Source organism: Pseudomonas sp. PDM18 (genome assembly GCF_014852585.1).
GTDB lineage: Bacteria > Pseudomonadota > Gammaproteobacteria > Pseudomonadales > Pseudomonadaceae > Pseudomonas.
This window is the reverse complement of sequence record NZ_JACVBX010000001.1, coordinates 48,008-61,956: the sequence shown is the minus strand read 5'-3', so window position 1 is coordinate 61,956 and position 13,949 is coordinate 48,008. Positions and strand designations below refer to the sequence as shown.

At 64.5% G+C, this 13,949-nt stretch carries 13 protein-coding genes; 9 read left to right on the top strand and 4 right to left on the bottom strand.

Annotated features, from left to right (window positions below):
• Positions 1 to 18: 18 nt before the first annotated feature.
• From fadA to IB274_RS00255, 5 genes are all read left to right on the top strand, one after another.
• On the top strand, positions 19 to 1,194 hold the full coding sequence (gene fadA / locus IB274_RS00275; protein ID WP_192430157.1) for an acetyl-CoA C-acyltransferase FadA: 1,176 nt from the start codon (positions 19 to 21) through the stop codon (positions 1,192 to 1,194).
• Between the two features lie 123 nt (positions 1,195 to 1,317).
• Positions 1,318 to 1,581: a DUF1653 domain-containing protein gene (locus IB274_RS00270; RefSeq protein WP_192430156.1), complete on the top strand. Its 264-nt coding sequence runs from the start codon at positions 1,318 to 1,320 to the stop codon at positions 1,579 to 1,581.
• A 92-nt stretch (positions 1,582 to 1,673) separates the two neighbouring features.
• Positions 1,674 to 4,280, top strand: a complete 2,607-nt coding sequence (topA, locus tag IB274_RS00265) for a type I DNA topoisomerase (RefSeq protein WP_192430155.1) — start codon at positions 1,674 to 1,676, stop codon at positions 4,278 to 4,280.
• A gap of 67 nt (positions 4,281 to 4,347) precedes the next feature.
• Positions 4,348 to 4,869, top strand: coding sequence for a DUF6586 family protein (locus IB274_RS00260; protein ID WP_192430154.1), 522 nt, complete (start codon positions 4,348 to 4,350; stop codon positions 4,867 to 4,869).
• Between the two features lie 107 nt (positions 4,870 to 4,976).
• The gene (locus tag IB274_RS00255) at positions 4,977 to 5,216 is read left to right on the top strand and encodes a hypothetical protein (protein WP_017519282.1); all 240 of its coding nucleotides are present in this window, start codon (positions 4,977 to 4,979) and stop codon (positions 5,214 to 5,216) included.
• Positions 5,217 to 5,260: 44 nt separating this feature from the next.
• Here the strand turns inward: IB274_RS00255 and sulA are convergent, their stop codons facing one another.
• Complete coding sequence (sulA, locus tag IB274_RS00250; RefSeq protein WP_192430153.1) at positions 5,261 to 5,734, bottom strand: SOS-induced cell division inhibitor SulA; 474 nt, start codon at positions 5,732 to 5,734, stop codon at positions 5,261 to 5,263.
• A 13-nt stretch (positions 5,735 to 5,747) separates the two neighbouring features.
• On the bottom strand, positions 5,748 to 6,362 hold the full coding sequence (gene lexA / locus IB274_RS00245) for a transcriptional repressor LexA (RefSeq protein ID WP_026079098.1): 615 nt from the start codon (positions 6,360 to 6,362) through the stop codon (positions 5,748 to 5,750).
• A gap of 251 nt (positions 6,363 to 6,613) precedes the next feature.
• Between lexA and IB274_RS00240 the strand changes: the two genes are divergently transcribed.
• From IB274_RS00240 to IB274_RS00225, 4 genes are all read left to right on the top strand, one after another.
• On the top strand, positions 6,614 to 7,330 hold the full coding sequence (locus IB274_RS00240) for a TetR/AcrR family transcriptional regulator (RefSeq protein WP_192430152.1): 717 nt from the start codon (positions 6,614 to 6,616) through the stop codon (positions 7,328 to 7,330).
• A gap of 66 nt (positions 7,331 to 7,396) precedes the next feature.
• Positions 7,397 to 7,921, top strand: a complete 525-nt coding sequence (locus IB274_RS00235) for a L,D-transpeptidase (protein ID WP_192430151.1) — start codon at positions 7,397 to 7,399, stop codon at positions 7,919 to 7,921.
• An 11-nt stretch (positions 7,922 to 7,932) separates the two neighbouring features.
• Positions 7,933 to 8,931, top strand: coding sequence for a beta-N-acetylhexosaminidase (nagZ, locus tag IB274_RS00230; RefSeq protein WP_192430150.1), 999 nt, complete (start codon positions 7,933 to 7,935; stop codon positions 8,929 to 8,931).
• Between the two features lie 9 nt (positions 8,932 to 8,940).
• Complete coding sequence (locus tag IB274_RS00225; protein WP_192430149.1) at positions 8,941 to 9,678, top strand: S-methyl-5'-thioinosine phosphorylase; 738 nt, start codon at positions 8,941 to 8,943, stop codon at positions 9,676 to 9,678.
• Between the two features lie 117 nt (positions 9,679 to 9,795).
• Here the strand turns inward: IB274_RS00225 and IB274_RS00220 are convergent, their stop codons facing one another.
• On the bottom strand, positions 9,796 to 10,458 hold the full coding sequence (locus tag IB274_RS00220; protein WP_192430148.1) for a CsiV family protein: 663 nt from the start codon (positions 10,456 to 10,458) through the stop codon (positions 9,796 to 9,798).
• A gap of 11 nt (positions 10,459 to 10,469) precedes the next feature.
• On the bottom strand, positions 10,470 to 13,934 hold the full coding sequence (gene mfd, locus IB274_RS00215) for a transcription-repair coupling factor (protein WP_192430147.1): 3,465 nt from the start codon (positions 13,932 to 13,934) through the stop codon (positions 10,470 to 10,472).
• Positions 13,935 to 13,949: the final 15 nt, after the last annotated feature.

The following is a 13,949-nucleotide window of genomic DNA, read 5'->3' as shown; positions in this document are numbered from 1 at the left end:
TAGAGCGAGAGTGAATTTATGAGCCTGAATCCGAGAGACGCCGTCATTGTCGACTTCGGCCGCACCCCGATGGGCCGTTCGAAGGGTGGCATGCACCGCAACACCCGCGCGGAGAACATGTCCGCGCACCTGATCAGCAAGCTCCTGGAGCGCAACCCGAAGATTGACCCGGCGGAAGTCGAGGACGTGATCTGGGGTTGTGTGAACCAGACCCTGGAGCAGGGCTGGAACATCGCACGCATGGCGTCGCTGATGACCCAGATCCCGCACACCAGTGCCGGCCAGACCGTCAGCCGCCTGTGCGGCTCGTCCATGAGCGCCCTGCACACTGCCGTGCAGGCGATCCAGACCGGCAACGGTGACGTCTTCGTCATCGGTGGTGTGGAGCACATGGGCCACGTCGGCATGATGCACGGCGTCGATCCGAACCCGCACATGTCCCTGTACGCCGCCAAGGCGTCGGGCATGATGGGCCTGACCGCCGAAATGCTGGGCAAGATGCACGGCATCACCCGCGAGGCGCAGGACAAGTTCGGCGTGCGTTCGCACCAACTGGCCTGGAAAGCTACTCTGGAAGGCAAGTTCAAAGACGAAATCATCCCGATGGAAGGTTACGACGAGAACGGCTTCCTGAAGGTTTTCGACTTCGACGAAACCATCCGTCCGGAAACCACCCTGGAAAGCCTGGCGGCCCTGAAGCCGGCCTTCAACCCGAAAGGCGGCACCGTGACGGCGGGTACTTCCTCGCAGATTACCGACGGCGCTTCCTGCATGATCGTCATGAGCGCCCAGCGTGCTCAGGATCTGGGCGTGCAGCCGATGGCCGTGGTTCGTGCCATGGCCGTGGCGGGCGTTGATCCGGCGATCATGGGCTACGGCCCGGTTCCGTCGACCAACAAGGCGCTCAAGCGCGCCGGCCTGACCATCAACGACATCGACTTCTTCGAGCTCAACGAAGCCTTCGCCGCACAGGCCCTGCCGGTGCTGAAGGACCTCAAGATCCTCGACAAGATGGAAGAGAAGGTCAACCTGCACGGCGGCGCCATCGCCCTGGGTCACCCGTTCGGCTGCTCCGGTGCGCGTATCTCCGGCACCCTGCTGAACGTGATGAAACAGAACAGTGGCACCCTGGGCGTGTCCACCATGTGCGTGGGCCTCGGTCAGGGCATCACCACCGTCTTCGAACGCGTCTAAGCTTTCGTCGATGGGAGAGCCGGGGCCTTGTGCCCCGGCTTTCGTTTTTGTCGGGCGGGGATTGCCCGACAGCCGCGCAATGAGCACAATCGCCGCCTTTTGGCCGGCCGAGGGAGAACCGACATGCACTTGCAGCCCGGACTGTATCGACATCACAAGGGGCAACAGTACCGCGTGCTCGGCGTCGCCCGGCATTCGGAGACCGAGGAAGAGCTGGTGATCTACCTGGCGCTGTACGGCGAATTCGGGCTCTGGGTGCGGCCGCTGAGCATGTTCACCGAGGCGGTGGAAGTGAATGGCGAGAAGGTTCCGCGCTTCGCTCTGGTGAGCGCCGAAAACGATCCGCTGGGTCTTCAGACCGGCCCGTCCGGCGAAACCCAAGCTTGACCTTGGCGCGACCGCCACTATATATAGCGGTGCCGCTCCTAGCTCCTCCCTCCTTATAAATTCATCTTTTCGACGCAGGAATATTCCGATCCATGGGTAAATCGCTGGTCATCGTGGAATCACCGGCCAAGGCCAAGACCATCAACAAGTACCTGGGCAACCAGTACGTGGTGAAGTCGAGCATCGGCCACATCCGCGACCTGCCCACCAGCGGCTCGTCCGCGTCGAAGGAGCCTGCGTCAAAAACGCGCAAGACCGCTGCCGAGGCGCCGGCCCTGTCGCCGAAGGAAAAGGCCAAGCGCCAGCTCGTCACCCGCATGGGCGTCGACCCGGAGCACGGCTGGAAGGCCAAGTACGAGATCCTGCCCGGCAAGGAAAAGGTGATCGAGGAACTGCGCCGCCTGGCCAAGGACGCCGACACCATCTATCTCGCAACCGACTTGGACCGCGAAGGGGAGGCCATTGCCTGGCACCTGCGCGAGGCCATCGGCGGCGACGACTCGCGCTACAAGCGTGTGGTCTTCAACGAAATCACCAAGAAGGCCATCCAGGAGGCCTTCTCCCAGCCGGGCGAGCTGGATATCAACCGCGTGAATGCCCAGCAGGCGCGCCGCTTCCTCGACCGCGTAGTGGGTTACATGGTCTCGCCGCTGCTGTGGGCCAAGATCGCTCGCGGCCTTTCCGCCGGCCGTGTGCAGTCGGTAGCGGTGAAGCTGGTGGTCGAGCGTGAGCGCGAGATCCGCGCCTTCGTCCCGGAAGAATACTGGGAAGTGCATGCCGACCTCGGCACGCCGAAGAACGACAAGGTCCGCTTCGAAGTGGTGCGCGAGAAGGGCGAAGCCTTCAAGCCGCTGAACGAGGCCCAGGCCACCGCTGCCCTGGAAAAGCTCAAGGCCTCCAGCTACAGCATCGCCAAGCGCGAAGACAAGCCGACTTCCAGCAAGCCCTCGGCGCCGTTCATCACCTCCACCCTGCAGCAGGCCGCGAGCAATCGCCTGGGCTTCGGGGTGAAGAAGACCATGATGATGGCCCAGCGTCTCTACGAAGCCGGCTACATCACCTATATGCGTACCGACTCGACCAACCTGTCCGCCGACGCCATCGACATGGTGCGCGGCTTCATCGACAGCGAGTTTGGCAAGAAATACCTGCCGGCCAAGCCGAACTTCTACTCCAGCAAGGAAGGCGCCCAGGAAGCTCACGAAGCGATTCGTCCTTCCGACGTCAACCTGCGTCCGACCCAGCTGTCGGGCATGGAGCGCGACGCCGAGCGCCTGTACGACCTGATCTGGCGCCAGTTCGTGGCCTGCCAGATGCCGCCGGCCGAGTACCTGTCCACCACCGTCAGCGCGGCTGCCGGTGACTTCGAGCTGCGCGCCAAGGGCCGCATCCTCAAGTTCGACGGCTACACCAAGGTACTGCCGCAGCAGAGCAAGCCGGGCGAGGATGACGTCTTGCCGGAAATGAACCAGGGCGACGCGATGAAGCTGCTCAAGCTCGATCCGAGCCAGCACTTCACCAAGCCGCCGGCGCGCTTCTCCGAAGCCAGCCTGGTCAAGGAACTGGAAAAGCGCGGTATCGGCCGTCCGTCCACCTACGCGGCGATCATCTCCACCATCCAGGAGCGCGGCTACGTCACCACCCACAATCGCCGCTTCTACGCGGAAAAGATGGGCGACATCGTCACCGACCGCCTCAACGAGAGCTTCTCCAACCTGATGGACTACGGCTTCACCGCCGGCATGGAAGAGAACCTCGATGACGTGGCTCAGGGCGAGCGCGACTGGAAAAACGTGCTGGACGAGTTCTACGGCGATTTCCGCAAGAAACTCGACCTGGCCGAAGCCTCCAACGATGGCATGCGCGCCAACCAGCCGACCCTCACCGACATCCCCTGCCGCGAGTGCGGCCGGCCGATGATGATCCGTACCGCCTCCACTGGCGTGTTCCTCGGCTGCTCAGGCTACAGCCTGCCGCCGAAGGAGCGCTGCAAGGCGACCGTCAACCTGATTCCGGGCGACGAAATCGCCGCGGATGACGAGGGCGAATCCGAGTCCCGCGTACTGCGCGGCAAACATCGCTGCCCGATCTGCAGCACCGCAATGGACGCCTACCTGGTCGACGAGAAGCGCAAGCTGCACATCTGCGGCAACAACCCGGATTGCGCCGGCTACGAGATCGAGGAAGGCCAGTACCGCATCAAGGGCTACGAAGGCCCGAGCCTGGAATGCGACAAGTGCGGCAGCGAGATGCAACTCAAGACCGGCCGCTTCGGCAAATTCTTCGGTTGCACCAATCCGACCTGCAAGAACACCCGCAAGCTGCTGAAGAACGGTGAGCCTGCTCCGCCGAAGATGGACGCCATCCGCATGCCGGAACTCAAGTGCGAGAAGGTGGACGACATCTACGTACTGCGCGACGGCGCTTCCGGCCTTTTCCTGGCCGCCAGCCAGTTCCCGAAGAATCGCGAGACACGCGCTCCGCTGGTGGCTGAATTGTTGCCGCACAAGGAAGAGCTGGACCCGAAGTACCACTTCCTGCTGTCCGCTCCGGCGAAAGACCCGGATGGCCGCCCCGCGGTGATCCGCTTCAGCCGCAAGACCAAGGAGCAGTACGTGCAGTCCGAGGTCGACGGCAAGCCCACTGGCTGGCGCGCGTTCTTCGACGGCGGCAAGTGGAAGGTCGAAGACAAGCGCTGATGGAAGGCGCGCCCCGCTGAGGTGGGGCGTGCTTATACTGCCGAAGTCGACTGCAGAGGGCCCGGTCATGGCGAACGAACTCTATACCCGCACCAACCAGAAGCTGTTCTTTGCCGGTCTTGCCCTTGAAGCTTGGCGCAGCGCCGAAGCGGCGCGCGCGATGAATGCCCAGGCGCGTATCCAGGCCGAGCGCGAAGCAGCGCTGTTCCACCTCTACGGAGCGGTGCTGGGCGTGGCCCATGAGATTGCCGGCTACTATCGCCTGCCCCAGGCCGGTGCGCCGCGCGTTGATATGTTGCTGAATGCCGAGGTACTGGCTGCCGCACCAAGCCCGGAGCTGGCGGAGATGGTCGAGTTGGCGCAGTCGCCGGAAGCCTGGCTGGGTCGCCTGCTGGCCGCCTATGCCGCGCTGTTCCAGCCGCCGAGCGAGCCGAAGAAAGCCAAGGTCGACCCGACCCAGCCGCTGATCCAGGCGGTGAATGTCGACGACGAGGCTCCGGTCGAGCTGGCCAATGACGAGCTGGAAGCCTGGCGCAAGGCGCTGAAGGACCTGGTGCTGCGCTTCCGCGCATCGCTCACCGAGCTCTGATTCCTGCTTCACAGCGTGCCGGCCTTCTGGTCGGTCCGCGCAAGCTTTGGCTAGGGTGTAGCGGATGTGGCTGTTACACTACGCGTTCTGCTGTGGAGAACGTCGCTATGCCAACCTCATTTCTGGAAATTGTCGAGCTGCCTGACGGGCGTATCGTGCTGCGTCGCGCGGACGAGGAGGAGGCGCTGGTGACCCTGGAGTTCTCCGCCGACGCCAAGGGCTTCCTGCAGGGCCAGCACATCGAGATCGCCAAGGCGATGTTCAATGTCGGTGTGCAGATGGCCGGCCGTCTTGCCGAAGGCGGCGACATGAGCATGGACGAGGAAGGCCCGCGCGTCCTGCATTGAGTTCTTCCGCTTCGCCGCGTTCGCGGCGAAGCTTCCCGATCAGATCACCCCAGACGAATATTCAAGCTCTGCGCATGGCCGGCAACGGCGGCGCGGGACAGTTGCGCGCGCGCTTTCGCGCTGAGATTCAGCCAGCTCACCACGGTGTGGCTGTTGCCTAGGCGCAGTGCCTCGCAGGCCAGTGCCTGGGCGGCAGCCTGATCGCGCGCAGGCAGCAGCAAGATGCCCTGGCGGTTCAGGCCGGCCTTGCGCAGCCAGTCCGGAGTCAGACTGGACGGCGGAGCGATCAGGGTTAGCCAGCGTGAATCACTTTCCTCGCTCAGCTCACGGAGCATCGGCGCCAGCAACATCAGGCACTGGCCGGGGAGGCCGCGCAGGGCGATCTCGCTGAAGGCGCTTTCGTCGGTGATGGGCTCTTTTTCCATCAGCTCCGGAAGCAGGGGAGCAGTACCGCTTGCCCAGAGTGCTTCCTGGAACAGCGGGAGTTGCGGCAGGTTCTGCGGCTGCGGGTACTGCATGGGTGTCTCCTGTTCAGCGACGGATAACGCCGACGCTCAAGCCTTCGATGACCAGTTCCTGTTCCTTGAGATCGACCTCGATGGGGGCGAACTCCGGGTTTTCGGCGAGCAGCCAGACCTTGCTTCCTTCGCGCTTGAAGCGCTTCACCGTGACCTCCTCACCCAGGCGGGCGACCACGATCTGGCCATTGCGAGCCTCGCGGGTGACATGCACGGCGAGCAGGTCGCCATCCATGATGCCGACATCCTTCATGCTCTGGCCACGTACGCGCAGCAGGTAGTCGGCCGGCGGGTTGAAGAAGGTGGGGTTGATGCGGCAGGTGTCGTCGACGTTCTGCTCGGCGAGGATCGGCGCACCGGCGGCGACGCGGCCGATTATCGGCAATTCGTCGTCATTGGCGGCGGCCTTGGGCTCGAAACCGGGGATGCGGATGCCGCGGGAGGCGCCCGGGGTCATCTCGATGGCGCCTTTGCGGGCGAGGGCTTTCAGGTGCTCCTCGGCGGCGTTGGGCGACTTGAAGCCGAGTTCCTGGGCGATTTCCGCGCGGGTGGGCGGGTAGCCGTTGGCTTCCAGGCAGCGTTTGATGAAGGCAAGGATCTCGGCTTGGCGCGGCGTGAGCTTCAGCATGTCCATACTCTGGCTTTTTATACAGTGCCTGGAATTATATACAGTGATGGCGGGCTGGCAATGCTTTTATTGAGGGCGGCTGTCAGTGGAACGTGTGTGCATGTAACCTTTCGAGCCTGGCAAGCGTCTTGCTGTTTATTAGGTGTCTCGTCGCATTGCCATGATATTGGTAACAATCCATCGCACTTTGCTTGACAATACAAGACGCTGAAACGTATGTTTCAAACAAGTGTTTGTCAGGCGGAGTAGCCATGGCCCAGTCGGAAACCGTCGAACGCATCCTGGATGCTGCGGAACAGCTGTTCGCGGAGAAGGGCTTCGCCGAAACCTCCCTGCGTTTGATTACCAGCAAGGCGGGTGTAAACCTCGCGGCGGTGAATTATCACTTCGGCTCGAAGAAGGCGCTGATCCAGGCGGTCTTCTCGCGCTTCCTCGGCCCGTTCTGCGCCAGTCTCGAAAAAGAGCTGGATCGCCGCCAGGCCAAGCCCGATGCGCCGCGCGCCACCCTGGAAGAGCTGCTCGAACTGCTCGTGGTCCAGGCCATGGCCGTCAAACCGCGCAGCGGCAACGACTTGTCGATCTTCATGCGCCTGCTGGGCTTGGCGTTCAGTCAAAGCCAGGGGCACCTGCGCAAGTACCTCGAAGAGGTCTACGGCAAGGTGTTCCGCCGCTATATGCTGCTGGTGCACGAATCGGCGCCGCGCCTGCCGCCGTTGGAGCTGTTCTGGCGCGTGCACTTCATGCTGGGTACCGCAGTGTTCAGCATGTCCGGCATCAAGGCACTGCGTGCCATGGCTGAGAACGATTTCGGCGTGAATACTTCCATCGAGCAGGTCATGCGCCTGATGGTGCCGTTCCTCGCCGCCGGCATGCGTGCCGACAGTGGCGTCAGTGATCCCTCGCTGGCGGGTGCGCAGCTCAAGCCGCGCACCAAGTCGAGCACCGCCCAGGCGCCCGCCAAGGTCTGATCCCGGCCCGGCCCGGCCCGGCTTCGCGCTGGGCTGCGTCTGCCTGATCGGCTACAGTAGCCGGCCATGGCTGATCTCGATCTTCTCTATGTATCCCTTGCTGACCAGATGCTTTACGGCTTTGCCGAGGGGCGTCTTGTCGTGCGTGTTCCGGTATCCAGCGCCGCCAACGGCGCGGGCGAGCGCAACGGCTCCGGCTGCACGCCACGCGGTTTGCACCAGGTCCGTGCGCGCATCGGCGATGGCTTGCCCAAGGGGGCGGTTCTGAAGGGGCGTCGCTGGACCGGCGAGACCTGGACGGCCGAGCTTCACGAGGCGTTTCCCGGTCGCGACTGGATACTCTCGCGTATCCTCTGGCTCAGCGGCTGCGAGCCGGGGCGCAACCGGATGGGTGAGGTCGATACCTTCCGCCGCTACATCTATCTGCACGGTACGCCGGACTGCGAGCCCATGGGGACGCCGCTGTCCCACGGCTGTATCCGCTTGCGCAATGACGACCTGCTGGAACTCTTCCCGCAGGTGCCGCTCCATTGCCGGGTCCGAATCGAAGAGGCCGCCTGTCCCGACTGGCAGGCGGCGCAACTGAATTGAAAGGAATGCACATGCAAGGCTCCCTGATGCTCGACATCGGCGGTATCTGGCTTACCGCCGAGGACCGCCAGATCCTGCGCCACCCGGAAGTCGGTGGACTGATCATCTTTGCCCGCAACATCGAATCGCCGCGCCAGGTGCGCGAGCTGATGGAGGCTATTCGCGCAGTACGCCCCGACCTGCTGCTGGCGGTGGACCAGGAGGGCGGTCGCGTGCAGCGCCTGCGCCAGGGTTTCCTGCGCCTGCCGGCGATGCGCGCCATTGCCGATAACACCAATGCCGAGCGACTGGCCGAGCAGTGCGGCTGGTTGATGGCGACCGAGGTGCTGGCGGTAGGGCTGGACCTGAGTTTCGCCCCAGTACTCGACCTGGATCATCAGCGCAGCGCCGTGGTCGGTAGCCGTGCTTTCGAGGGCAATCCGGAGCGCGCCGTTGCGCTGGCCGGCGCCTTCATTCGTGGTATGCGCGCTGCCGGCATGGCTTCCACCGGTAAGCACTTCCCCGGTCACGGCTGGGCGGAAGTGGATTCCCATGTGGGGATTCCCGAGGACGAGCGCACGCTGGAGCAGATCCGCGCCGTAGACCTGGTGCCGTTCCAGCGCCTGTCCGGTGAGCTGGATGCGCTGATGCCGGCCCACGTGATCTACCCGCAGGTCGATCCGAATCCCGCAGGCTTTTCCCGCCGCTGGCTGCAGGACATCCTGCGTGGCGAGCTTGGCTTCGACGGGGTGATCTTCAGTGATGACCTTTCCATGGCTGGCGCACATGTGGTCGGCGATGCCGCCAACCGCATCGAGGCTGCGCTCAGCGCTGGTTGCGACATGGGCCTGGTGTGCAACGACCGCGCGTCCGCCGAACTGGCTCTGAGCGCCCTGCAGCGCCTCAAGGTCACTGCGCCACAGCGTCTGCAACGCATGCGCGCCAAGGCCTGGCCGGGTACCGAATACAAGCAGTTGCCACGCTGGCAACAGGCTGTTGGCGAACTGCGTGCTGCACAACTGATTGATTAAGGAATTGCCATGACTGTCTACGCCATCATCGGCGGCACCGGCCTGACCCAGCTGGAAGGATTGACCCTGAAGGATGCCATTGAGCTGGATACGCCCTACGGCTCGCCCTCGGCGGCCATCCAGCGCGGCGAGTTCGCCGGCCGCGAGGTGTTGTTCCTCGCCCGTCACGGCCACCCGCATCGTTTCCCGCCGCATCAGGTGAACTACCGCGCCAACCTCTGGGCACTGAAGCAGGCGGGCGCTGAGGCCGTCCTGGCGGTGAATGCCGTAGGCGGCATTCACGCGGCCATGGGCAGCGGCCATCTTTGCGTGCCGCATCAGATCGTCGACTACACCTGGGGTCGCGAGCACACCTATTTTGCCGGCGACATCGAGCATGTTACCCACATCGACTTCAGCCATCCCTACGACGAGTCGCTGCGGCTAAAGCTGATCGCCGCCCTGCAGGCGCTGGGCTATGCGTACAGTAGCCATGGCGTGTATGCCGCGACCCAGGGGCCGCGCCTGGAAACCGTGGCGGAAGTTGCCAAGTTGGAGCGCGACGGTTGCGACATCGTCGGCATGACCGGCATGCCCGAGGCCGCGCTGGCCCGTGAACTGGACCTGCCTTACGCCTGCCTGTCGCTGGTGGTGAACCCGGCGGCCGGCAAGTCCAGCGGGATCATCACCATGGCCGAGATCGAGCAGGCGCTGCACGAAGGCATCGGTAAGGTGCGCGAGGTGCTGGGGCGCGTCCTGGTCAGCTGATGGTTTCCTGTAGGAGCGAGCTTGCTCGCGAACTTGCAAGGCACGGTGCCAGGCGGTTCGCGAGCAGGCTCGCTCCTACGAAGAACAAAAAAGCCCGGCGAATGCCGGGTTTTTTCGTTACTTGGCGGGCTGTGCCGGCGGTGGGGCTTCGAAGCCGCCGTCTGCCGGTGCGGCCGGAGCCGGCTGCTGTTGCGGTGCATCCGGGCCGGTCGGCGCTTCGTCTTCCATGCCCGGCGGCGGGGCTGAGGCGGGCTTTGCGTTGAGTGGGGTCACCTTGATCAGCATGCCCAGACTCGGGTGGTCGAGGTAGGTCAGTACGCTGTTTTTCAGGCTGGCTTCCTGGACCATGTGCTGGCTGGCGGCAAGCAGGCCGTCCTGGCCGAACTGGTTGATCCAGAAGTCGGTCTGGGTGTTCACGAAGCGCTGCTGGCTGAGGGTGACGGTGCCTTCCACCGGGAAGTGGCCGTCACGCTGGGCGCCTTCGGTCAGGGAGACCCTCACCGGGTTGGCATCGATTTCCTGGCGCCAGGCCTTGTGCATCAGCACCTGGAAACCTTCGTTCTGCTTGAGCTTGGCCACCTGGGCGTCCATCGCGGTGGGGCGCGAGCTGTCCGGGCCCGGCGGTTGCGCGCCCTTGGCCCAGTCGTCGGGTGCGGGGCGGCTGGCGAACACGGCGTCGCCGGACTGCTGGAAGAGGATCAGCTCCACCTGGTAGGGCTCGGCGAAGGCGGCTGGCGACAGAAGCGCCAGCGACAGCAGCAAGGGTTGGAACAGGCGCATGCACAGGGTCCTTAATGAGTCTGTGGCGTGAGGCGCTCGAGCAGCGCTTCTAGCGTGTTGAACCGTTCTTCCGGGCGCTCCATGGGCACCTGGAACTTGAAGAGGGTGGCCCCTTCGAATTTGTACCGATTGGGCTGGCTCTGGATCATCTTGATCAGCACCAGCGGGTCGACGCAGGTATCGGCGGCGAATTCTACCCGTCCGCCCTGTGGGCCGGCATCTACCTTCACGATCCCGAGTTTTTCCGCCTGCAGTTTGAGAAGTGTCAGGCGGATCAGGTTCTTCGCCGGGTCAGGCAGCAGGCCGAAGCGGTCGATCATTTCCACCTGCAGCTCGCGCAGGCCGTCCTCGTCGGCGGCGTTGGCGATGCGCTTGTAGAGGATCAGGCGGGCGTGGACGTCCGGCAGGTAATCCTCAGGGATCAGCGCCGGTACACGCAGGTTGATGTCCGGGCCGCCGCCCAGCGGCTGTTCGAGGTTCGGCTGTTCGCCCTTGCGGATGGCCTTCACCGCACGTTCGAGCATTTCCATGTAGAGGGTGAAACCCACCGCCTGGATCTGTCCGCTCTGGCCGTCGCCGAGCAGTTCGCCGGCGCCGCGGATTTCCAGGTCGTGGGTCGCCAGCACGAAGCCGGCGCCCAGGTCCTGGGCGTTGGCGATGGCTTCCAGGCGCTTCTCGGCGTCCGGGGTCATCTGCTTGCGCGGCGGAGTCAGCAGGTAGGCGTAGGCCTGGTGGTGGCTGCGGCCGACGCGCCCGCGCAGCTGATGCAACTGGGCCAGGCCAAACTTGTCGGCGCGCTCGATGAGGATGGTGTTGGCGCTCGGCACGTCGATGCCGGTCTCGATGATGGTCGAGGCTACCAGCACGTTGAAGCGCTTGTGGTAGAAGTCGCTCATCACCCGTTCCAGGTCGCGCTCGTGCATCTGCCCGTGGCCGATGCCGATGCGCGCCTCGGGAACCAGCTCCGCCAGGTCGCGGGCGCACTTCTCGATGGTCTTCACTTCGTTGTGCAGGAAGTACACCTGGCCGCCGCGCAGCAGTTCGCGCAGCAGGGCTTCCTTGATCACCGACTTCTGCTCTTCCATGACGAAGGTGCGTACGGAGAGGCGGCGCGCCGGTGGCGTGGCGATGATCGACAGGTCGCGCATGCCGGCCACCGCCATGTTGAGCGTGCGCGGGATCGGCGTGGCGGTGAGGGTGAGGATGTCCACCTCGCTGCGCAGGGCCTTGAGCTGCTCCTTCTGGCGCACGCCGAAGCGGTGTTCCTCGTCGATGATGACCAGGCCGAGATTCTTGAACTTGACGTCGTCCTGCAGCAGCTTGTGAGTGCCGATGACGATGTCGACCTTGCCTACGGCCAACTGCGCCACGGCACCTTCGACTTCCTTGGCGGACTTGAAGCGGCTCATCACCTCCACGCTTACCGGCCAGTCGGCAAAACGGTCGCGGAAGCTGTTGTAGTGCTGCTGGGCGAGGAGGGTGGTGGGCACCAGCACGGCGACCTGCTTGCCGCTATGCACCGCGACAAAGGCGGCGCGCATGGCTACCTCGGTCTTGCCGAAGCCCACGTCGCCGCAAACCAGGCGGTCCATCGGCTTGTCGGCGAGCATGTCGGCCACCACGGCTTCGATGGCGGTCTGCTGGTCCGGGGTTTCCTCGAAGGGGAAGCCGGCGGAGAAGTTGGCGTAGTCCGCCTGCGGGTCCTTGAACGCGTAACCCTTGCGGGCAGCACGGCGGGCGTAGATGTCGAGCAGTTCGGCGGCGACGTCGCGTACCTGTTCGGCGGCCTTGCGCTTGGCCTTCTGCCAGGTTTCCGAGCCCAGCTTGTGCAGCGGCGCCAGGGCGTCGTCGCTGCCGGTATAGCGGGCGATCAGGTGCAGGTTGGCCACCGGCACGTAGAGCTTGGCTTCGTCGGCGTACTGCAGGGCGAGGAATTCGGCGTTCTGACCGTCGATCTCCAGGGTAATCAGGCCCATGTAGCGGCCGACGCCGTGGTCGATGTGCACTACCGGTGCGCCTTCGCGCAGCTCGGTGAGGTTCTTGATGACGTTCTCGCCGCCGTCGCGGGTCTTCTCGCGGCGCCGGCGTTGCATGACGCGCTGGCCGAACAGCGGGCTCTCGGCCACCAGGGCGATGCCCGGCTGGCCCTTGTCTGCGTCCAGCAGCAAGCCTTCGTCCATCGGTGCGATGGTGATCGCCAAGCGATCCTTGTGCGCCAGGAAACCCGGCCAGCCCTCGACTTCCACTGGGCGTAGCTTCAGCCGCGCCAGCAGTTCCAGCAGCACTTCGCGGCGGCCGGCGGACTCGGCGGTAAAGAGGATGCGGCCGTCGAACTGTTCGATGAACTGGCGTAGGCGTGCCAGCGGCTCCGTGGCCTTGGCTTCAATCGCAAGTTCCGGCAGCGCTTGCGCGGGGAAGCGCTCGCGGCCGACGCCGGTCTCGATCGGCTCGGGGCTGACCACCACGCGCGGCCAGTTCTTCAGGCGGGCGAAGCAATCTTCCACCGGCAGGAAGACTTCGGCTGGGGGCAGCAGCGGGCGTTCCGGGTCGTAGCGGCGGTCTTCGTAGCGGTTACGCACGTCGGTCCAGAACTGTTCCGCTGCGCTCTCGATGCCCGGCAGGGAGAACACCTGGGTGTCCTGCGGCAGGTAGTCGAACAGCGTCGAAGTCTCGCCATCTTCGAAGAACAGCGGGATGTAGTACTCGATGCCGGAAGGTGTCAGGCCGCTGGCGAGGTCCTGGTAGATCGGGCAGCGGCGGTAGTCGACGTCGAAACGCTCGCGGAAGCGGCCACGGAAGCCGGTCACCGCTTCCTTGCGCAGCGGGAACTCGCGCGCTGGCAGCAGGCGGATGCTCTCCACCTTGTCGATGGAGCGCTGGGTTTCCGGGTCGAAGGTGCGCAGCGTCTCGATTTCGTCATCGAACAGGTCGATGCGGTAGGGCAGCTCGCTGCCCATCGGGAACAGGTCGATCAGCGCGCCGCGCACGGCGAACTCGCCGTGTTCGTAGACGGTGTCCACGCAGCGGTATCCCGCGGCCTCGAAACGGCTGCGCATCTGCTCGACGTCGAGCTTCTGGCCGACATCCAGCACCAGGCTGCTGCCGAGCAGGAACTTGGCCGGCGCCAGGCGGTGCAGGGCGGTGGTGATCGGCACCACCAGCACGCCGCGGCGCAGTTCGGGCAGTTGGTAAAGAGTGGCGACCCGCTGGGAAATGATGTCCTGGTGCGGCGAGAACACGTCGTAGGGCAGGGTTTCCCAGTCCGGCAGCTGCAGCACCGGCAGGTCCGGCGCGAAGAAGCGCAGCTCCTGCTCCAGGCGCTCGGCGCTCTGGCTGTCGGCTGTCAGCAACAGGGTGAAACGCTTCGCCGGACCAGCCGCTTCAGCGATGGCCAGGCTCAGGGCGGCCCCGGGGAGGTTGCCCCAGGATTGCTTGCCGGCCGCGGTCGGCAATGTAGGGATACGCAATACGGACACGGGCAGTCTTGGCTC